This window comes from Stenotrophomonas sp. SBJS02 (assembly GCF_020428325.2).
GTDB classification, from domain to species: domain Bacteria; phylum Pseudomonadota; class Gammaproteobacteria; order Xanthomonadales; family Xanthomonadaceae; genus Stenotrophomonas; species Stenotrophomonas africana.
Genome location: NZ_CP109812.1, coordinates 1,451,842 through 1,471,350, shown reverse-complemented (window position 1 = coordinate 1,471,350; position 19,509 = coordinate 1,451,842). Strand labels below are relative to the sequence as shown.

The window sequence follows — 19,509 nt, the reverse complement described above, 5'->3', positions numbered from 1 at the left end:
TTACAAGGACGTACTTGCAGCGTCCCCTGCAACCGGACCCGCCCCGCCCTCCCGCGGGAAGCCGCTGTTGCTGTTGCTCTGGCCTCGGCGGGTGCAGGGCGCGGCCCTGCCAGAACCCCCTTCAGCATCCATGTCCGAATGTGGCGAGTATCCCCACCCGCACACGCCTAGACTGGCGCCATGGACACCGCCCTCGCCCTCGACACCGCCGCCTGCGACCGCGCCCGCCTCGCCCGCGACGCACGCTTCGACGGCGTGTTCTTCACCGCCGTGCGCAGCACCGGCATCTATTGCCGCCCGGTGTGCCCGGCACCGCCACCGAAGCCGCGCAACATCACCTACTACCCGACCGCCGCTGCGGCCGCCGCCGCCGGCTACCGCCCGTGCCTGCGCTGCCGCCCCGAGCTGGCACCGCAGGCGCAGCAGGCATTGGCCGGGCAGACCGTGCAGCGCGCCCTCGCGCTGATCCATGGCGGTTTCCTGCAGGACCAGCCGGTGGCCGATCTCGCAGAGAAGATCGGCCTCAGCGCGCGCCAACTGCAGCGCCTGTTCGTTGAACATCTGGGCGCGACGCCGGGACAGATCCACGCCACCCATCGCCTGCTGCTGGCCAAGCAGCTGCTGACCGAGACCACGCTGCCGGTGACCGATGTTGCGCTGGCCGCCGGCTACAACAGCCTGCGTCGTTTCAATACCGCGTTCCTGCAGGGCTGCGGCATGGCACCAACCGCGCTGCGTCGCCAGCACCAGCCGCTGGCCGCCGATGACGGCTGCCTGGTACTGCGTCTGGTGTACCGCCCACCGTTGGATTTCCCGCGCATGCTGGCCTTCCTGCGCAAGCGCAGCCTGCCCGGCATCGAACTGATCGGCGAAGACAGCTACCAGCGCGTGCTCGGCACGCCGGAGCGCCCCACCCTGCTGCGCGTCACTGCCGACCCGAAGCGCCCGGAGCTACGCCTGCAGCTGGGCGTGGTGGATCCGCGCCTGATTCCGGACATCGTGCGCCGCGTGCGTCGCGTATTCGATCTGGACGCCGACCTGCAGCAGGTGCACGCCGCGCTGGGCGAAGAACCCTTGCTGGCGCGTGGCATCGCCGAACGCCCCGGGCTGCGCGTGCCTGGCGGCTGGGATGGTTTCGAGGTCGGCGTACGCGCCGTGCTCGGACAGCAGGTCAGCGTGGCCGCGGCCACCACCTTCGCGCGGCGCCTGGTCGATGCCTATGGCGCACACTTGCCGGGCATGCCATCGGAATTCGATCGCCAGTTCCCCGCGCCCGAGGTGCTGGCTGAGGCGCCGCTGGAATCGATCGGCCTGCCGCGCAGCCGCGCCGCCACCGTGCGTGCGCTGGCCGCTGCCTGTGCCAGTGGCGAGCTCGACTTCGGTCCCGGCCAGGCGCTGGAAGAATTCGTAGCGCGCTGCGTGGCACTGCCCGGCATCGGCCCGTGGACCGCGCAGTACATCGCCCTGCGCGGACTCGGCCAGCCCGATGCCTTCCCCGCCGGCGATCTTGTGCTGCAGCAGGTGCTCGGCCACGCGCAAGGCCAGCGCCTGAGCGAACGCGCGACCGAAGCACGCTCGCAGCCCTGGCGGCCGTGGCGCGCGTATGCCGTGCTGCACCTGTGGCACTTGTCCGGCACTTTCGTTGGAGAACCGACATGACCCTGTTGTTCGATCGTTTCGACAGCCCGATCGGCGTACTGACCATCGCCGGTGACGAACGTGGCCTGTCACACGTGCTTTTCCCCGAAAACCGCCATCCGGCACGCGGACGCGATGAATGGCACTACGCACCGGATGCGCTGCCGGAAGCGCGCGAACAGCTGCTGCAGTTCCTGCACGGCGAACGCAGCAGCTTCGACCTTGAACTGGCGCCACGCGGCACGCCGTTCCAGCTGCGGGTGTGGCAGGCGCTGGCACTGATTCCGTTCGGCCAGACCTGGAGTTACCTGCAGCTGGCGCAGCACCTCGGCCAGCCCAGTGCGACCCGCGCGGTCGGTGCGGCCAACGGACGCAATCCGCTGCCGATCATCCTGCCCTGCCATCGCGTGATCGGCAGCAATGGAGCGCTGACCGGATTCGGCGGTGGACTGGAAACAAAGGCCGCGCTGCTGCGACTGGAACAACGCCAGGCCCCGCTGTTCGCTTGAGAGGGCTGGCCGGGCTGCGCCCGGCACCCGCAGAGGCAACCGCAACGGCCGAAACAACAGCAGCATTCCGAGGCATGGCGTGGTGGGTCCGGTTGCGGGGGACGCCGTAAACCCGTCCATGGGGGCTTGGCCGCGGCATCCGTGCCGCGGACACCCCCGCAACCGGACCCACCACGCCTTCGACAGATTCCTGCGATCTGTCGGGACGGCGCACTGCGCGGCTGCTGGTAGGTGTCGACCTTGGTCGACACGGTGGATCCACGCCATGCGTGGATGGAAGCAGCAGGGACATGAAAAGCCCCCGTCTTGTTGAAGGGTGCGCACCGACAGGTGCGGGGATAAGGAAAAATGCGCGGACTCGGCGCGCGATAGCGCGTCGTGTCTTGGGCGCGTCATTGCACGGGCTTATCATGCGCGGATGACTTCCGTACGCCTGACCTGCGCGCTGGCAATGCTGCTGCCATTGGCCGCCTGCACCACCGCGCCCGCCCCTTCCGCCTCCGTTCCCACACCCGTCGCTGCGGCCACGCCGCAGAAGCTGCTGCTGATCTCCATCGACGGCCTGCGTGCCGACGCGCTGGACCGCGGCCTGACCCCGAACCTGCAGCGACTGATCGACGGCGGCGTGCGTGCACGCTGGATGACCCCGTCCTATCCATCACTGACCTTCCCCAACCATTACACCATCGTCACCGGCCTGCGCCCGGACCACCACGGCATCGTCAACAACAGCATGGACGACGAAGCACTGGGCCGGTTCGAGCTGAGCAACCGCGACGCGGTCACTACCAGCGGCTGGTGGGGCGGCGAACCGATCTGGGTCGGCGCCGAGAATGCCGGCGTGCGTTCGGCTACCACGTCATGGCCGGGCAGTGAATCGGAAATCCGCGGCGTACGCCCCAGCCAGTGGCGCGTTTACGACGGCAAGGAGCCGCTGGAGCAGCGCGCCGGCATCGTGCTCGACTGGCTTGCACAGACCGACGCCGATGCACCGCGTCTCACCACCCTGTACATGGAACACGTGGACAAGGCCGGCCACAACTACGGGCCCGAGTCGAAGCAGTATGCCGACGCCATCGTGCGCGCCGACCAGATCGTCGGCCAGGTGCTCGATGGGCTGCAGCAGCGCGGCCTGGCCGCGACCACCAACGTGATCGTGGTCTCTGACCATGGCATGGCCAGCGTCCCGGTCGGCCAAGTGATCTCCACTGAATCGATGGCCGATCCGGCCATCGCGCGCAATGTCAGCCAGGGCCAGTCGGTGGGTTTTGCGCCGGTCGCCGGCCGCGAGGCGGAAGCCGAACGCGCCCTGCTCGGACGCCACGGGCACTACGAGTGCTGGAAGAAGGAGAACCTGCCGGCGCGCTGGCACTACGGCACGCATCCGCGGGTTCCGGCCATCGTCTGCGCCATGGACGAAGGCTGGGATGCCCTGCATCAGGAGAAAATCGCCAAACGCGACCATCAGGACCGCGGCTCGCATGGCTACGACAATGCCCTGCCCTCCATGCGCGCGGTGTTTGTGGCCGGCGGCCCGTCGTTCCGCCAGGGCCTGGTGATCGATGGCTTCGACAATGTCGACGTCTACCCGCTGCTGGCGCACCTGCTGCAGGTGCCGGCCGCGCCGAACGACGGCAATCCGGAAACGCTGAAGAAGACCCTGCGCTGACTTCCCTGTAGAGCCGAGCCCATGCTCGGCTGCATTGCGCCAGCCGAGCATGGGCTCGGCTCTACAACAACGTGCATAAAAAAAACGCGGCGCCAGGCGCCGCGTTTTTCGTTGAACCGGTCTGGGCCGGATCAGGCCTTGGCGACAGCCTTCTTCGCCACAGCCTTCTTCGCCGGAGCCTTGGCCACGGTCTTCTTGGCAACCGGAGCGGCGGCGCCTACGGCGACCTTGCTGGCGGTGTGCGAACGGGCGTTGCCGTAGCTGGCGTTGTAGCGCTTGCCCTTGGCGGTCTTGCGGTCACCCTTACCCATGTCTTCAACTCCTCAAATGTGAAATCTGGTTACCCCGTACTGACACGGGTTCGACGGGGCCGCCTTGCTGGGCGCCCCCGCGCACGATCGAAAATCCTATCACGGAGCGCCTAGTGCGCGCAGCTGGCGTCGTGCACGTGACCGTGGTTGAGGCGCAGGTTGACCAGGTGGGCCACTCCCACCAGCAGGCCGCCGACGGTCATCACCACCGCGTGCGGCACCGCATTGTGGTGCAACGGGTCGTACAGCACGCCGGCCCACAACGCGACCAGGCCGGGAATCAGGAAGCCCAGCGCACGCAGCGCACCGTGCCGGCGGTAGCCCCAGACCAGGCTGAACAGCCCCAGCAGGGTGACGAACACCACCAGCGCCTGTTCCACCCCATCGCTCAGCCAGAACGACAGCCCCAACGAAGGCGCTGCGGCCAGCAGTACCGGGATCACCGCGCAGTGCACCGCGCACAGCATCGAACCAGTAGCGCCGAAACGGTCGAGCAGGTGGCGCAGGCGTGAGGACAGGGACATGACTTCCAGCAGGGTCGGCGAATCGTTATGGAATAATATAACATCCCTCTCCGACCCGCACGGTTTCCCTCCCCCTGTCCCATCGACGGGATTCGTGCGCCCTGTGATTGATACATTGTAACAAAGGACCCGTCCATGCCCGCCCACACCCCACGGCTCAAGCCGCATTCCCTGGCCCTGGCCCTCGCTGCCCTGCTGCCGTCCGTCGCCTTTGCAGCCGGCCAGGACACCTCCCATCGTGACCGCCACCTGACCGAGCTGTCGTCGGTGCAGGTCACCGCGTCGCCGCTGCAGGGTGATGCCGAATCGCTGGCACGCCCGGTGGAGGTTCTGGCCGGTGAACGCCTGGACGAGCAGAAGGCCGGCACCCTCGGCGATACCGTGGCCAAGCTGCCCGGCGTGCAGAGCACCTTCTTCGGTCCCGGCGTCGGCCGCCCGATCATCCGCGGCCAGGAAGGCCCACGCGTGGCCGTGCTGTCCAACGGCATGGGCAACATGGATGCCTCCACGGTCAGCGCCGACCACGCCACCAGCATCGAGCCGTTCCTGGCCGACCAGATCGAAGTGCTGAAGGGCCCGGCCACGCTGCTGTTCGGCAGCGGCGCCATCGGTGGCGCGGTCAACGTGGTGGATGGCCGCATCGCCCGCGAACTGCCGGAGCGTCCGCTCAGCGGCCGCGCCGAACTGCGCGGCAACTCGGTGAACAACGAACGCAGCGGCATGTTCCGCCTCGACGGCGTCAGCGGCAATGTCGTGCTGCACGTGGATGGCCTGGTCCGCAATGGCGATGACTACCGCATCCCCGGCTATGCAGTGATCGACAGCCTTGAAGATCATCATGACCACGATCATGACCATGATGCGGCCGAGGGCGAAGAACCGCGCCGCGGCCGCCTGGACAACAGCTCGATCCGCACCCGCGCCGGCGGCGCAGGCGCAACCTGGCTGGGCGACGGCGGCTACTTCGGCGTATCGGCCAGCACCTACCGCACCAACTACGGCATTCCCAATGGCGCGCACGTGCACGCCGATGGTGATGATCATGGCCATGACCACGGTCACGACCATGGCGATGAAGAAGAAGGCGGCGACGAACATGACGTGCGCATCGACATGGTGCAGAACCGCTTCGAGACCAAGGCCGGCATCTACGACCCGGTCTCGTTCCTGAAGAACATCAACGCGCGCGTGGCCTACACCGACTACGAACACGTGGAGCTGGAAGCAGGCACACCGTCCACCCGCTTCACCAACCGCGGCATCGAGGCACGCCTGGAAGCGGTGCAGCAGCAGATCGGCGGCTGGGACGGCGCGTTCGGCCTGCAGTTCGGCAACAGTGATTTCGGTGCCAAGGGCGAAGAGGCGTTCGTTCCGGATACCGGCACCAGGAACATCGGCCTGTTCGTGCTGCAGGAAAAGCAGTTCGGTCCGTTCAAGCTGGAACTGGGCGGCCGCCACGACCAGGTCAAGCTGGACCCGACCGGTGACTATCGCCGCCGCACGTTTGGTGCCACCAACCTGTCTGCTGCCGGCATCTGGAAGCTCAACGATGCCGTTGACCTGCGCATCGGCGTGGACAGCTCCGAGCGTGCACCGACCAACGAAGAGCTGTATGCCGCCGGCGCGCACATCGCTACCCGCTCGCTGGAAATCGGCGACGCCAACCTGAAGACCGAGCGCGGCCAGCGCGTGGAACTGGGTATCCACACCCACAGCGAGCGTCTGGACTTCTCCGCGTCGGTCTACCAGACCAAGTTCAAGGACTTCATCTACCTGGCCGACACCGGCATCACCGAGGGCCTTCCGGTGCGCACCTGGACGCAGCAGGACGCGGTGTTCCGCGGCGCCGAAGCCGAAGCGCTGGTGCACCTGTTCGAAGGCGGCGCCGGCGACTGGGATCTGCGCCTGTTCGGCGACTACGTGAAGGCCAAGCTGGATGGCAGCGGCAGCCGCAACCTGGACATCGCCGTGCCGCATGGCGACCACAACCACAACTACAGCGTGGAGCTGGCCAATACCGGCTACCTGCCGCGCATCGCCCCGGCCCGCGTCGGCGCCGACCTGCGCTGGTCGAAGGACGGCTGGCGCGCCTCGGTCGGTGCGGTGCGTTACAGCCGCCAGAAGGACGTCGCCCAGAACGAAGCACCAAGCGACGGCTACACCCTGGTCGACGCGCACCTGGCCTACCGCTGGGACCGCAACGCGAGCAACAGCTACGAGGTGTTCCTGGATGGCAGCAACCTGACCAACCGCGAAGTGCGCCCGCATACCTCGCTGCTGCGCGACTACTCGCCGCTGCCGGGCCGTGGTGTCGCATTCGGCATCCGCGCGTTCTTCTGATCGCGCACCGGTGCCGGATTCCATTCCGCAGTAAAGGGGTCCGATCCCACACCACCCCACGGGGGCCTTCGGGCCCCCGTTTTCGTTTTGGCCGATTCCATCACGCATTCGTCACAAAGATGTGCGTACCACAACAAGCGGACAATCCCGTCACTCAACGTCTCGCTAATCGGACACTTTTGTCCGACAATAATTCCATGACTGCCCAACGTGCCGATGCTGCTGCCCGCCGTGCCCTCATCCTCGATGCCGCCGATCATGTATTCGGCCAACATGGCGTCACCGCCCCGCTGGACCTGGTGGTCGAACGCGCCCAGGTGGGCCGCGCCACCCTGTACCGCAACTTCCCCGACCGCACTGCGCTGATCCAGGCGCTGCTGCAACGTACGGTTGATCGCATCCGGCGCCAGGTTGAACAGCTCGGCGACCGTGACGACGCGCTGTTCGAGGTGTTCGAAGGCATGGCCCAGCGCATCATCGATTCACCGGCGCTGGCCGATTACTGGCGTGCGGTCGACTCGGACGTGCCGGCCATGCGTGCCGCACGCGAGACCGTGCGCGACCTGCTGGAGGAGCCGATCGCGCGCGCCAAGGCGGCCGGCCTGTGCCGTGCCGACCTTGAGAAGACGGATATTTCACTGATCTCGGGCATGCTGGGCGCAGCCCTGCGCGGCAAGACCCGCGACGAGCGCGCCCAGTTGGCCGGGCGCGCCCTGCAGCTGCTGCGCGGGGGTCTCCAGGGAGCAACCAGCGAGGCCCGCTGATGGTCCAGCCGTATCTGAAGCCGGTTCCGGATTGGGAGGAGCACGAGAAGCCGACCATGCCCGGTTCGGCATCGATGCCCTGGCACCCACCGTACCGTCGCTTGGCCTATGCCCTGGTATCGCTGCTGGTGGCGATCACCGGTGGCCTCGGCAATGCGCTGGTCACCGCCAACCTGCCGTTCCTGCAGGGCCAGCTGGCACTGACCCCGACCCAGGGCAGCTGGCTGGTGGCCGCCTATGCCATGGTGAATGTCACTGCCAACCTGCTGGCCTTCAAGTTCCGCCAGCAGTACGGCATCCGACTGTTCGCAGAGATCGGGCTGGGCCTGTACGCGGCACTGGCGGTGCTGCACCTGTTCGTCGGCAGCTTCGAGACCACGATGCTGACCCGCGCCGCCAGCGGCTTCGCGGGTGCGGCCTGTTCGACACTGGGCACGCTGTACATGCTGCAGGCGCTGCCGCGCCGCTTTACCGGAAATCTGCTGGTGGTCGGCGTCGGCCTTTCGCAGCTGGCGGTGCCGATCGCCTGGATCGTTTCACCAGGCCTGGTGGATACCGGCCAATGGCATCAGCTCTACTCATTCGAAGCCGGGCTGGCACTGTGCGCGTTCGCGGCAGTGGTGGTGCTGAAGCTGCCGCCCGGCATCCAGGTGAAAGCCTTCGAGCCACTGGACTTCCTCACGTTCGCCCTGCTTGCGCCGGCTGTCGCGCTGCTGGTGATCGTACTGGCGCAGGGCTACACGCGCTGGTGGCTCAACACACCGTGGCTGGGCTGGGCGCTGGTCGCCTCGATCGTGCTGTCCACCACCGCCTTCATCATCGAACACTACCGGCGCAATCCGCTGCTGCAGATCCGCTGGCTGTCGAAGCTGCCGGTGCTGCACTTCATCGTCGGCGCGTTCCTGATCCGCTTCCTCACCACTGAGCAGTCCTACGGCGTGGTCAACCTGATGCGCACGCTGGGCATGGGGCCTGACCAGATGCGCCCGCTGTTCGTGGTGATCCTGGCCGGCGTGATCGTGGGCATTGCCGGCGCCTCGCTGACCTTCGGCCCGAAGCGGCTGATTGCCCAGCTGCTGATGGCGATCCTGCTGCTGGGCGCCGCCGCGTTCTTCGACCAGCACCGCACCAGCATGGATCGGCCGCACGACTTCTACGCCAGCCAGTTCCTGGCCTCGGTCGGTGCCGGCATGTTCATGGGCCCGTTGATCATGCTCGGCATTTCCGCCGCGCTGAAACAGGGCGTGGATCACATGATCACCTTCCTGGTGACGCTGTCGATCACGCAGACGCTGGGTGGGCTGGCCGGTTCGGCGGTGCTGGGTACCTTCCAGCTGCATCGCGAGCAGTTGTACTCCAGCGCATTGACCAGCCAGCTCGATCCAGCCGATCCGGTGGTGGCGCAGCGCCTGCGCATCCAGCAGCAGCTGTACGCCGCCCAGATCACCGACCCGGTGCTGCGCAGTGCCCAGGGCAGCGCACAGCTGGCGCAGACCACGCGCCGCGAAGCCAACGTGCGCGGCTTCAATGATGTCTTCACCCTGAGCGGTTGGCTGGCAATCGGCTTCCTGTGCTGGTTGCTGCTGCTGTCGCTGCGCACCGCCGTGCTCAAGCAATGGCGCAAGCGCCACCCCACTCCCCCCACTGCGGCCACGCCAGCCGCGCCCCGCTGAGTTCTCGACCATGCCCCCCGTCCCGCCCCGACCCGACGACGCCGACAACGTGACCCCACCGCCGCCGACCGACGCGGCGCCTGCCCCCACGCCGGTAGAACCCGCGGTCGCGCCGAAGTACCTCAAGCCCAGCGCGCGCAGCGTGGTGGTGATGGTGGTGGTGGCCCTGCTGGGCATTGCGCTGATCCTGCGCGCCTGGCACCTGTGGCCGTTCACCAGCAGCGTGATGGTGACCGACAACGCGTATGTACGCGGACAGATCACGGTGATGGCGCCACAGGTGAACGGCTACGTGACCGAAGTGCTGGTGAAGGATTTCCAGCACGTGAAGGAGGGCGAGCCACTGCTGCGCATCGATGACCGCATCTATGCGCAGCGGGTCGCCCAGGCGCAGGCGACGCTGGACAGCGCACGCGCGGCACTGGCCAACTCGGACCAGTCGCAGGCGCAGAACCGTGCGCAGATCGCCTCTGCACGCGCCACGTTGTCGGCCGGGCAGGCGGAGCTGCAACGCTCACGCAACGAGACCAAGCGCTACGAGGAGCTGGCCGCGCAGCAACTGGTATCGATCAACGACCGCGACAAGTTCCGCACCACCCAGGCCTCGGCACAGGCCAGCGTGCAGCAGTCACAGGCGCAGATCCGCATCGCCGAGGAAACGCTGGTGTCGACCCAGGTGGCGCGGAAGAGCCTGGAGGCCCATGTGGAAAGTGCGCAGGCGCAGCTGGAACTGGCGCGCATCGATCTGGCCAACACGGTGATCCACGCGCCGCGCGACGGCCAGATCAGCGAAGCCAGCGTGCGCGTGGGCCAGTACGTCGCCGCCGGTTCGCAGCTGCTGTTCCTGGTCCCTGACACGCTGTGGGTGGTGGCCAACTACAAGGAAGGCCAGACCTGGGGCATGGCGATCGGCCAGCCGGCCACATTCTCGGTGGACGCGTTCCAGGGGCAGGTGCTGCGGGGCCGCGTGCAGGAGATCGCGCCGGCTACCGGGTCGGAGTTCAGCGTGCTGCGCCCGGACAATGCCAGCGGCAACTTCACCAAGGTGGTGCAGCGGCTGCCGGTTCGGATTTCAATCAATGGGAATCAGGAGCTGGCAAAGCAGCTGCGTCCCGGCATGTCGGTGATCGTGCGGGTGGATACCCGTTCCAAGCCGATGGACTAGCCTGCGGCCTGGTGGACTCGGCTGGGTAGAGTCGACTGTTAGTCGACTGCACTTCCATGAACCCCATGAACACCCCGCGCTACGCGCGGTAGTCGACTAACAGTCGACTCTACCCAGTCGACTCTACCGCCGACACGATCAACCTGCGCAGCGCGCGCAGAGCCCGTGCACTTCCAGGGTCTGCGCCTGCGGCTGGAAACCCAGCTCCTTGGCGCGCTTCTCCAGCTGGGTGACGATCTCGCGGTCTTCCAGTTCCACCGCGCTGTGGCAGCTGTTGCAGATCAGGAACGGCACTGAATGGGCTGCACTGCTGGGATGGTGGCAGGCCACGAAGGCATTCACCGACTCCAGCTTGTGCACAAAGCCATTGGCCATCAGGAAGTCCAGCGCGCGGTACACGGTGGGCGGGGCATCAGCGCCCACGCCCTTGCCGTTGCGCACCCATTCCAGCAGCTCGTAGGCCTTGACCGGCTTGCCGGCCTCGGCGATCAGCTTCAGCACATTGGCGCGGATCGGGGTCAGGCGCAGCCCGCGTTCGCGCGAGACGCGCTCGACCACCGCCACGAAATCCGATGCGTCGTGGACGTGGTGGTGCGGGGCGGTACAGGCGGTGGCGGTCTTGGCGGGCATGCGTGTTCTCCGGTTCGGGCCTGGCAAGGATGCCTCAGGCCGTTGCTACCTTGGTGATGGCCACATCAATGCGTTTCAAGGCCTGCTCGCGGCCGGCCAGGTAAACGGTATGGGAAATGTCAGGGCTGACCTGGGTGCCGGTGATGGCCACGCGCAGCGGCTGGGCGACCTTGCCCATGCCGATTTCCAGCGCGGCGGCCGCATCGTGCAGGGCTACGCCTACCGATTCGGCGGTCCATTCCGGCAGGGCGGCCAGCAGCTCGCGGGCCTTGCCCAGCGCCACCTCGGCACCGGCCTTGAAGTGCTTGGCCACCGCCGCTTCGTCGTACTCGGTCAGCGGCTGGTACCAGACCACGGCCTTCTCGGCCATTTCCTTCAGGGTCTGCACGCGTTCACGCAGGGCGATCACCACGTCCCCCGGGGCCGGGCCAGCGGCCACGTCCAGGCCCAGCTTCTGCAGCTGGTACACCAGGTGCGGCACGATGGCGGCCACGTCCTCGGTCTTCAGGAAGTGCTGGTTGACCCAGCCCAGCTTGGCCATGTCCAGGCGCGAGGCCTTGGAATTGCAGTCCTTCACGTCGAACAGGTCGATCAGTTCCTGGCGGCTGAACAGCTCCTGGTCACCGTGCGACCAGCCCAGGCGGGCCAGGTAGCTCAGCAGCGCATCAGGCAGGTAGCCAGCGTCCTTGTACTGCATCACGTCGGCCGCGCCGGTGCGCTTGGACAGCTTGGCGCCCTGCTCGTCCAGGATCATCGGCATGTGGCCGAACTTCGGCACCGGTGCGCCGATGCCTTCGTACAGGTTGATCTGGCGCGGGGTGTTGTTGATGTGGTCGTCGCCGCGGATGACCTCGGTGATGCCCATGTCCCAGTCGTCCACCACCACCGCGAAGTTGTAGGTGGGGAAACCGTCCGGGCGGAAGATGACCATGTCATCCAGCTCGCTGTTGGCGATCTCGATGCGGCCCTTGATCAGGTCGTCGAACACCACCGTGCCTTCCAGCGGGTTCTTGAAGCGGATGACGCGGTTCGGGTCATCCTTGCGCGGCAGGCCCAGGTCACGCGCGGCACCGTTGTAGCGCGGCTTCTCCTGCTTGGCCATGGCGGCCTCGCGCATGGCGTCCAGCTCTTCGCGGGTCTCGTAGGCGTAGTACGCCTTGCCGTCGGCCACCAGCTGCTCGGCCACTTCCAGGTAACGGGCGACGCGGTCGGTCTGGTAGATCGGGCCCTCGTCGTAATCCAGGCCCAGCCACTCCATCGCCTCCAGGATGGCGTCGATCGCGCCCTGAGTGCTGCGCTCACGGTCGGTGTCCTCGATGCGCAGCACGAACTCGCCGCCACGGTGACGGGCCTCCAGCCAGCAGTACAGCGCAGTGCGGGCACCACCGATGTGCAGGTAGCCGGTGGGACTGGGGGCGAAGCGGGTGCGGCAGGTCATGGACGGCTCGAGGAACGGGAATCCCCCGATTTTACCAGCCCTCCGCCCCCGACGGAAAAAGGGGACGGAGGGGATTAAGTCGCGATTGCCCAGCCTCTGGGCGTGGCGACCGGGAAACGGAGGGGAGAAACGACTTAATCCCCTCCGTCCCCTTTTACGGTTCCACCTTGCGCGGGAAGGGCTGCTCACGCGTTGCGGCGTTGTAGGCAAACGACGCGACGATGGCTGCGGCCTGCTTCAGGTCTTCCGGCTCGGCGTGGTCCCAGGTGTCCAGGTGGCTGTGGTGGACGTTGGTGAAGTAGTCCAGACGGTCCTGGATGAACTGGAAGCCCGGCAGGCCGATGCGATCGAAGCTGATGTGGTCGGTGCTGCCGGTGTTGCGGGTGGCCACGGTGGTGGCGCCCACGTCATGGAACGGCGCAAGCCAGGCTTCGAAGATCGGCATGGCGGCCAGGTTTTCCTGCGCGTAGATGCCACGGAAGCGGCCCGAGCCGTTGTCCATGTTGAAGTAGACCTGGAACTTGCCGTAATCGCGGGTCTTCTGCAGCGCGCCGGTGGGCTCGCGCAGCGAAGCCGGCAGCGCCTTCTGCGCCGGGTCGGTGGGTTCCGGGAAACGACCGAAGTGCTTGGCCACATAAGCCTGCGAGCCGATCAGGCCCTGTTCCTCACCGCTCCACAGCGCCACGCGGATGGTGCGCTTGGGCTTGGCGCCGGTCGCCTTGAGGATGCGCATCGCCTCCATCATCACCGCCACGCCGGCCGCGTTGTCGGCCGCACCGGTACCGCTGTGCCAGGAATCCAGGTGCGCGCCGATCATCACCACTTCATCGGGCTTGCTGCTGCCACGGATCTCGGCGAGCGTGTTGTAACCGGGCTGGTCGGCCTCGTCGGTGAAGCGCGCGGCCACATCCACGCGCAGGCGCACGGTCTGCTTGGCCTCCAGCGCGCGCACCAGTGGATTGAAGTGCTCGCTGATCATCGCCAGCTCGGGAATGCCCACCGATTCACCGGCCTTGCGCGAACCGCCACCGGCAACCCGGATGATGCCGTTGTCCCAGCTGCTGATGCTGATCGAGGCCAGCGCGCCTTCTTCGACGAAGAACGCATTGACCCTGGTCGCCAGTTGCTGGCGCTCCTGGTATTCCTTGACCCGCTTGGCACGCTCGGCGGTGGCGTCCTTGTCCTTGGGCAGGGTGAATTCCTGCAGGCCCTCCAGCGAGGTGGCGTCGTGGCGATGCGAATCGGGCTCGGTGCCGCGCTTGTACTCGCGTGCCTCGCCCAGCAGCAGGATCTTGCCGCGCAGCTTGCCGCGGTACTTCTCGATGTCTTCGGGCTTCTTGATCTCGACCTGGACGAGTTCGCCTTCGACCGGGCCCTTGGTGCCCGGCGTCCAGGCCTTGGGCAGTGCATGCAGCGGCTGCACGCGATCACCCAGCATTTCCACACTGGCCGAGGTGAACTCCCAGCCACGCCCGAAGTCGTCGAAGGCTTCGTCGTGGACGTTGTCCAGCTTCCATTCGTTGAACTTGCCACGCGTCCACGCGTTGGCGCGGCCCATCGCCGGCGAGTTGGTCAGGCGCGGTCCGATGCGCTCGGTGAGATAGCTGAAGGTGTCCATCACCTGCGAGCGGTGGAAGGCCTCCTGGCGGATGCGGCTGACCATGTCCAGGTCCACCGTCTCGCGCTGCTGCGCGCCTGCATTGCCACCCATCGCCAGCGCTGCGGCCAGCATGCCCCACTTCAACACATCGCACCCCTGCCCTTCGGCTCGATCATCAACCCATCGAGTCTAGCCAGCAGGGGCGCGCCGATACCGTCCCATCGGTCATGGGCGGCGACAGTAGATCCACACCATGTGTGGATGAACAGCCGAGTCACCCATTCCAGCCCAACCACAACTGCGCCCGCTCCGGCAGCAGCAGCAACCAGTGCCGCCGATCGATGCTGCTGCAGCCGTACACCGCCGCATGCGTGGGCCAGTCCTCGGGCAGGCCACCGATGCCGATCTCGGCCAGCGCCTCCGCCCCGGCCTTCCATGACCGGTAGCGCGGCACCCGCCCAGCCACCGCGCCGCGTCCTTGCCGTGCGCCCTGCAGCCAATCCAGCCCCTGCCCCCGCAATCCCTCGCAGGTCACTGCTGCCAGCTGGAAGCGGACCAGGCCGGGGGCGATCCGTGCCCCCGGCAGGGCCGCCAGCACGCCATGTGCCTGCAGCAGTGCATCCACTTCCAGCAGGGCCGGAATGCCCTGCCGTGCCCGTTGCCGCAATCCCTGGCGCCAGCTCATGGCGTGCTCCTTACTTCAGTTCCGCGCCAAGCGCGTACCAGTCGACCCGGCGGGTCACCCACATCGCCAGCGCCAGGATCACGAACAGCAGCAGCGACCCCATCAGCAGCGCGTTGTTCTCCGACACCAGCAGGCCATACAACGCGCCGTACAGCACGGTCAGCAGCGCCGCGAAGCCGAGGCCGCGCTTCCAGTGGCCCAGCACATTGGCCAGGTACACCGCCTGCAGCCCGATGCAGGCCACGGCCGAGACCAGGTAGGCCTTCCAGAACGCAATGTGCTCGGACAGGCTGATCAGCAGCAGGAAGAAGATCGCCAGCGCCAGGCCCACCATCAGGTACTGCAGTGGGTGGATGCGCAGCGACTTGATCAGCTCGAACAGAATGAAGCCGACGAAGGTGAGTACCACGAACAGCACGCCGTATTTCGAGGCGCGGTCGGCCTGGGTGTAGGTATCGACCGGATCGACCAGCGACACCGTCACCGCCTGCGAGTCGACCGAACCGTCATTGCGCAGCTGGCGCTGCGCATCGGAGGCCAGCGAGGACACCGCCCAGCGCGCATCGAAGCCCTGCGCATCGACGCGTCGCTCATTGGGCAGGAACGCACCGCTGAACGACGGATGCGGCCAGCTCGAACGCAGCGCGATGTGGGTGTCATCGCCCACCGGCACCACCGACAGCATGCGGCTGCCATCCAGGCGCAGCTCCAGTTCAACGGTGCTGGCAGCCAGCGTGCCGCCCTGATCCGCAGCGAAACCGGCCACCGGTGCATGCAGGCCGCGTCCGACCTCGCTGGCAGCGCCAACGCCCGGCAGCAACCGGAACTGCTTGCCATCCACACGCAGGTTCGGCGTACCGACCAGGCCGCGCACATCGGAAATGCCCACCGCCACATACGGCTTTCCGTAGCTGCGACCGGCCTTCACCGGGTAGTCGTCTGCGGCGAAGGTCGCCTTCATCTGGCCGTTCCAGCTGTACACCGGCACCTTGAACAGGCCGACTTCGCGCTGGCTCGGCAGCATCTCGCCGCCCACCTCCAGCGACGCCGGCATCTGCAGCCAGTGCCCCTCGGTGACCTGCACCTCGGTCTTCTTGACGCCCAGCGGGTCGACCAGTTCAACCTGCTTGCGTTCCACCCATGGCACCACCCGTACCGGGCCCACCAGCTGCTGTGCACCGGCGCGGCTGTCGGCCACCCGCGAGAAGGCCTCGTCGCGGTACGCACTGCGTTCGTTGATGACCCCGCGGATCATCGTCAGCGGCACCAGCAGCAGCAGGATCAGCCCGCCGACAATGGCGAACCTCAGCAGCATCTTCAGGGATTTCATGGTCCATCCTCGTTGGAGAGGGCTGCAGGATGGACCGCCGTGGTGAGCAGGGTTTGTGGCGAATTTGAAGCGAGTGTGAAGTCAGCGGCGCGGGCGCTGGCCCGGCGCGCCCAACGGCAGCCACAGGCTGGCCACGGTGCCGCCGCCCTCGCGGACGTCGACACTGGCGCGCCCATCGTGCAGGCGCGCGACTTCCTGCACGAACGGCAGGCCCAGGCCGGAACTGCGCCGCCCGCTGCCGGGGCGGGCCAGCGAATAGAAGCGCTCGAACACCCGTTCGCGCGCATAGTCCGGGATGCCGGCGCCGCGGTCGGCCACCTGCAGGCGCACGCCCTGCCCGTCCACCTCGGCCTGCAACGCGATTTCCGCGCCGGACGGAGAGAACGCAATCGCGTTGTCGATCAGGTTGTGCAGTGCCTGCCGCAGCAGATAGCCGTCGCCCTGCACCTGCAGGTCGGGCACGCTGCCGATGCGGACCTGCACGCCCGCCGCCTGTGCGCGCACCTGCGCGGCAGCGGCCGCGTCGGCCAGCAGCACTGGCAATGCAATCGGGTCGCGGGTCTGCAGCCAACCGTGCTGTTCCACTTCGGCCAGCGCCAGCAGCTTGTCGATGGTCTCGGTCAGCCGCTCCTGCTGGTCGACAATGCTGCGCGCGAAATGCACGCGATCGGCCTCCGGCAATGGTTCCTGCAGCAGCTCGGCGGCGCCGCGGATGGCCGCCAGCGGGCTCTTCATCTCATGCGTCAGCGACTGCACGTACTGCTCGACGTAGGCCTTGCCTTCCAGCTTGCGGCGCATCGTTTCCAGTGCCTGCCCAAGATCGCCGATCTCGTCACGACGACGCCGTGGCGGCGGCACCGGTTCGCCGGCGCTGACCGCGCGTGCATAGCGGCTGAGCTGGCCGAGGCCGGTGGTCAGCCACATCGTCACCAGCACGCCGACCAGCGCCGACAATCCGATCAGCCAGGCCCCGCGCTCGATGATGGCGCGTTGGCTGGCAGCGATGAACGGATCGATGCTGCGGTTGGGTTGCGCCAGGCTGAGCACGCCAATCAGGGTGCGCCCATCGGCCGGGTCATATACCGGCGCCGCCACGTGCATCACCGTATCGCCCTCTTCGCCGGCAATCTCGGGGCTGGAACGCGCGCCGTACTCACCACGCAGGGTACGGTAGACATCATTCCAGCGCGAGTTGTCGCGCCCCAGGTCGCGGCCCAGCGAGTCGTAGATGACGATGCCCCTGGCGTCGGTGATGGTCACCCGGTAGTCCAGTGAACGCTTCGGGAAACGCCAGACCATCGCCTTCAGGTCGCGCTGGCGCGCCTTGGCCAGGTTGCGGGTGAAGCTGCCGCTGCGGATGGTGCCCGCCTTGACGTCGGCGGCGGCCATCTCGGCCAGCACGTTGGCGGCATCGACCAGGGTCGATTCCATCGCCTGGCGCACACCCGGCTTCACTTCGTTGACGAACACGCGCATCACGAAGAACGCCGCGATGCCGGTGATCAGGAAGAAGCCCAGGAACAGCTTCAGCACCAGGCGCATCGGCTAGACCTCCAGCGCGTAGCCAAGGCCACGGTGGGTGCGGATCGGGTCGTCGCTGGCACCGGCTGCACGCAGCTTGGCGCGCAGCGTCTTTACATGGGTATCGACGGTGCGGTCGGCACTGTCGGCGCTGCTGTCCCAGCCACGGTCCATCAGCTGGGCACGGCTGAGGATGGCTCCGGGGCGCTGCAGCAGCGCCTCCAGCAGCGCGTACTCGTAGCGGGTCAGGTCCAGTGCCTGGCCACGGAAGCGGATGCGCCGGCCTTCGCGGTCGATGGCGAAGGCGCCATGTTCCTGCCAGCCTGCATCGGCGCCGGGCGCTGCGATGACCGGTGCCGCACGGCGCAGGCGTGCCCGCACCCGTGCCACCAGCTCGCGCGGCGAGAACGGCTTGGTCATGTAGTCGTCGGCGCCCAGTTCCAGGCCGAGCACCCGGTCCACCTCATCGTTGCGGGCAGTCAGGAAGATCACCGGCAGCTGCGCCACCGGCCCGGGCTGCGCGCGCAGCCGCCTGCACACCTCGAAGCCGCCCAGGTCGGGCAATCCCACGTCCAGCACCACCACGTCGATATCCCCGGCCTGCAGCCGCTGCAGCGCCTCCCCGCCCAACAGGCAGTGGCTGGCGGCATAGCCCTCGCTGCGCAGCGCATAGAGCACGGTTTCGGCGATGGCGGCTTCGTCCTCGACTACCAGGACATGGGCAACGGGAGCTGTCATGGCGCGCAGCATAGCCGCTGCGGCCGCCGCCCCGTACACTGCCGCCCATGAACTATCGCCACGCCTTCCATGCCGGCAACCACGCCGATGTGCTCAAGCACATCGTGCAGCTGGCCCTGATCGACAGCTTCAAGCGCAAGGACAGCCCGTTCTTCGTGCTCGACACCCACGGCGGCGCCGGCCGCTACCTGCTGGCCAGCGAAGAGAGCCGCAAGACCCTCGAGGCCGAATCCGGGATCATGCGGCTGATGGCCCAGCCCAAGCTGCCGGAGGTGGTCGAGCGCTACCTGAAGGCGGTGCAGGCCGACAACCCGGTCGGCGCGATGACCAACTACCCGGGCTCGCCGCTGCTGAGCGCGCAGGCGATGCGTGCGCAGGACCGCATGGCGGTGTGCGAGCTGCAGGAAGCCGAAACGGCCACGCTGAAGGCCCTGTTCGCCCATGACAGCCGCGTCGACGTGCGGGCCGGCGATGGCTATGCGCTGCTGCGTTCGCTGCTGCCGCCGAAGTTCAACGGCAGCAAGATCGGCCGTGGCCTGGTGCTGATCGACCCGCCCTACGAGGCCCAGGACGCCGAGTACCAGGCCGTTCTGGCCGCCCTGGCTGAAACCCTGGCGCGCTGGCCGCAGGCCACGTGTGCCGTCTGGTTCCCGATCAAACAGCGCCGCACCATCCTGCATTTCCTGCGCAAGGCCAGCGCGCTGCCGGTCAAGTCGGCGATGACGATCGAGTTCCTGGTGCGCCCGGACGACTCGCCGCTGCGCCTCAACGGCAGCGGCATGCTGCTGCTCAACCCGCCGTGGCAGTTCGACCGGGTGGTCGGCCCGGCCCTGCCGGCGCTGCGCCAGCACCTGGGCGAACCCGGCGCCAGCACCCGCCTGGATTGGCTCAAAGCCCCCGAATAACGGCCTTCACGAGGCTGTACCGCCGTGAGCCTTTCGTTCACGGAATGCAGCCCCGGTGATGCCACAATC

17 protein-coding genes are annotated in these 19,509 nt (G+C 67.3%); 8 read left to right on the top strand and 9 right to left on the bottom strand.

All coding sequences use genetic code 11. The features are described from left to right. Positions 1–180: 180 nt before the first annotated feature. From FQS62_RS06990 to FQS62_RS06980, 3 genes are all read left to right on the top strand, one after another. Positions 181–1,659, top strand: a complete 1,479-nt coding sequence (locus FQS62_RS06990; RefSeq protein WP_088481088.1) for a DNA-3-methyladenine glycosylase 2 family protein — start codon at positions 181–183, stop codon at positions 1,657–1,659. Then, positions 1,656–2,147, top strand: coding sequence for a methylated-DNA--[protein]-cysteine S-methyltransferase (locus FQS62_RS06985; protein WP_099588490.1), 492 nt, complete (start codon positions 1,656–1,658; stop codon positions 2,145–2,147). Before FQS62_RS06990 ends, FQS62_RS06985 begins: the two co-directional genes overlap by 4 nt. Before the next feature lie 418 nt (positions 2,148–2,565). Further along, positions 2,566–3,816: an alkaline phosphatase family protein gene (locus FQS62_RS06980; protein WP_049446771.1), complete on the top strand. Its 1,251-nt coding sequence runs from the start codon at positions 2,566–2,568 to the stop codon at positions 3,814–3,816. A 131-nt stretch (positions 3,817–3,947) separates the two neighbouring features. On the opposite strand, the gene FQS62_RS06975 is transcribed toward FQS62_RS06980, so the two are convergent. Then, positions 3,948–4,127 (bottom strand): 30S ribosomal protein THX, encoded by a 180-nt coding sequence (locus FQS62_RS06975; RefSeq protein ID WP_004150462.1) that lies wholly within the window; start codon positions 4,125–4,127, stop codon positions 3,948–3,950. A gap of 110 nt (positions 4,128–4,237) precedes the next feature. Further along, the gene (locus FQS62_RS06970) at positions 4,238–4,651 is read right to left on the bottom strand and encodes a MerC domain-containing protein (protein ID WP_019338435.1); all 414 of its coding nucleotides are present in this window, start codon (positions 4,649–4,651) and stop codon (positions 4,238–4,240) included. Between the two features lie 135 nt (positions 4,652–4,786). Here FQS62_RS06970 and FQS62_RS06965 point away from each other — a divergent pair, with 135 nt between their 5' ends. The 4 genes from FQS62_RS06965 to FQS62_RS06950 all read left to right on the top strand — a co-directional run bounded on the left by FQS62_RS06965 (position 4,787) and on the right by FQS62_RS06950 (position 10,593). Then, positions 4,787–6,991: a TonB-dependent receptor gene (locus FQS62_RS06965; RefSeq protein WP_208043041.1), complete on the top strand. Its 2,205-nt coding sequence runs from the start codon at positions 4,787–4,789 to the stop codon at positions 6,989–6,991. A 197-nt stretch (positions 6,992–7,188) separates the two neighbouring features. Continuing rightward, complete coding sequence (locus FQS62_RS06960) at positions 7,189–7,755, top strand: TetR/AcrR family transcriptional regulator (protein WP_049446774.1); 567 nt, start codon at positions 7,189–7,191, stop codon at positions 7,753–7,755. Further along, positions 7,755–9,428: an MFS transporter gene (locus tag FQS62_RS06955; RefSeq protein ID WP_049446776.1), complete on the top strand. Its 1,674-nt coding sequence runs from the start codon at positions 7,755–7,757 to the stop codon at positions 9,426–9,428. The genes FQS62_RS06960 and FQS62_RS06955 overlap by 1 nt, the downstream gene beginning before the upstream one ends. 10 nt (positions 9,429–9,438) lie before the next feature. After that, complete coding sequence (locus tag FQS62_RS06950) at positions 9,439–10,593, top strand: HlyD family secretion protein (RefSeq protein ID WP_208043042.1); 1,155 nt, start codon at positions 9,439–9,441, stop codon at positions 10,591–10,593. A 138-nt stretch (positions 10,594–10,731) separates the two neighbouring features. Here the strand turns inward: FQS62_RS06950 and FQS62_RS06945 are convergent, their stop codons facing one another. The 7 genes from FQS62_RS06945 to creB all read right to left on the bottom strand — a co-directional run bounded on the left by FQS62_RS06945 (position 10,732) and on the right by creB (position 18,547). Beyond that, on the bottom strand, positions 10,732–11,223 hold the full coding sequence (locus FQS62_RS06945) for a Fur family transcriptional regulator (protein ID WP_004150412.1): 492 nt from the start codon (positions 11,221–11,223) through the stop codon (positions 10,732–10,734). A 34-nt stretch (positions 11,224–11,257) separates the two neighbouring features. Continuing rightward, complete coding sequence (gene gltX, locus FQS62_RS06940) at positions 11,258–12,661, bottom strand: glutamate--tRNA ligase (RefSeq protein WP_088481117.1); 1,404 nt, start codon at positions 12,659–12,661, stop codon at positions 11,258–11,260. Positions 12,662–12,815: 154 nt separating this feature from the next. Then, positions 12,816–14,393 carry a M20/M25/M40 family metallo-hydrolase gene (locus FQS62_RS06935; RefSeq protein ID WP_099589826.1) on the bottom strand — a complete coding sequence of 526 codons (1,578 nt, stop codon included), beginning with the start codon at positions 14,391–14,393 and terminating at the stop codon, positions 12,816–12,818. A 142-nt stretch (positions 14,394–14,535) separates the two neighbouring features. Continuing rightward, complete coding sequence (locus FQS62_RS06930) at positions 14,536–14,946, bottom strand: hypothetical protein (protein ID WP_049446784.1); 411 nt, start codon at positions 14,944–14,946, stop codon at positions 14,536–14,538. A gap of 10 nt (positions 14,947–14,956) precedes the next feature. Beyond that, positions 14,957–16,276 (bottom strand): cell envelope integrity protein CreD, encoded by a 1,320-nt coding sequence (gene creD / locus FQS62_RS06925; protein ID WP_049446785.1) that lies wholly within the window; start codon positions 16,274–16,276, stop codon positions 14,957–14,959. An 81-nt stretch (positions 16,277–16,357) separates the two neighbouring features. Next, entirely contained in the window at positions 16,358–17,818 is a 1,461-nt protein-coding gene (gene creC, locus FQS62_RS06920; protein ID WP_208043043.1) for a two-component system sensor histidine kinase CreC, read from the bottom strand. 3 nt (positions 17,819–17,821) lie between these two features. Next, a complete protein-coding gene (gene creB / locus FQS62_RS06915; protein ID WP_080354850.1) occupies positions 17,822–18,547 on the bottom strand; it encodes a two-component system response regulator CreB in 726 nt (241 codons plus the stop codon). Between the two features lie 35 nt (positions 18,548–18,582). Between creB and rlmJ the strand changes: the two genes are divergently transcribed. Continuing rightward, positions 18,583–19,440, top strand: coding sequence for a 23S rRNA (adenine(2030)-N(6))-methyltransferase RlmJ (rlmJ, locus tag FQS62_RS06910; RefSeq protein ID WP_049446789.1), 858 nt, complete (start codon positions 18,583–18,585; stop codon positions 19,438–19,440). Positions 19,441–19,509: the final 69 nt, after the last annotated feature.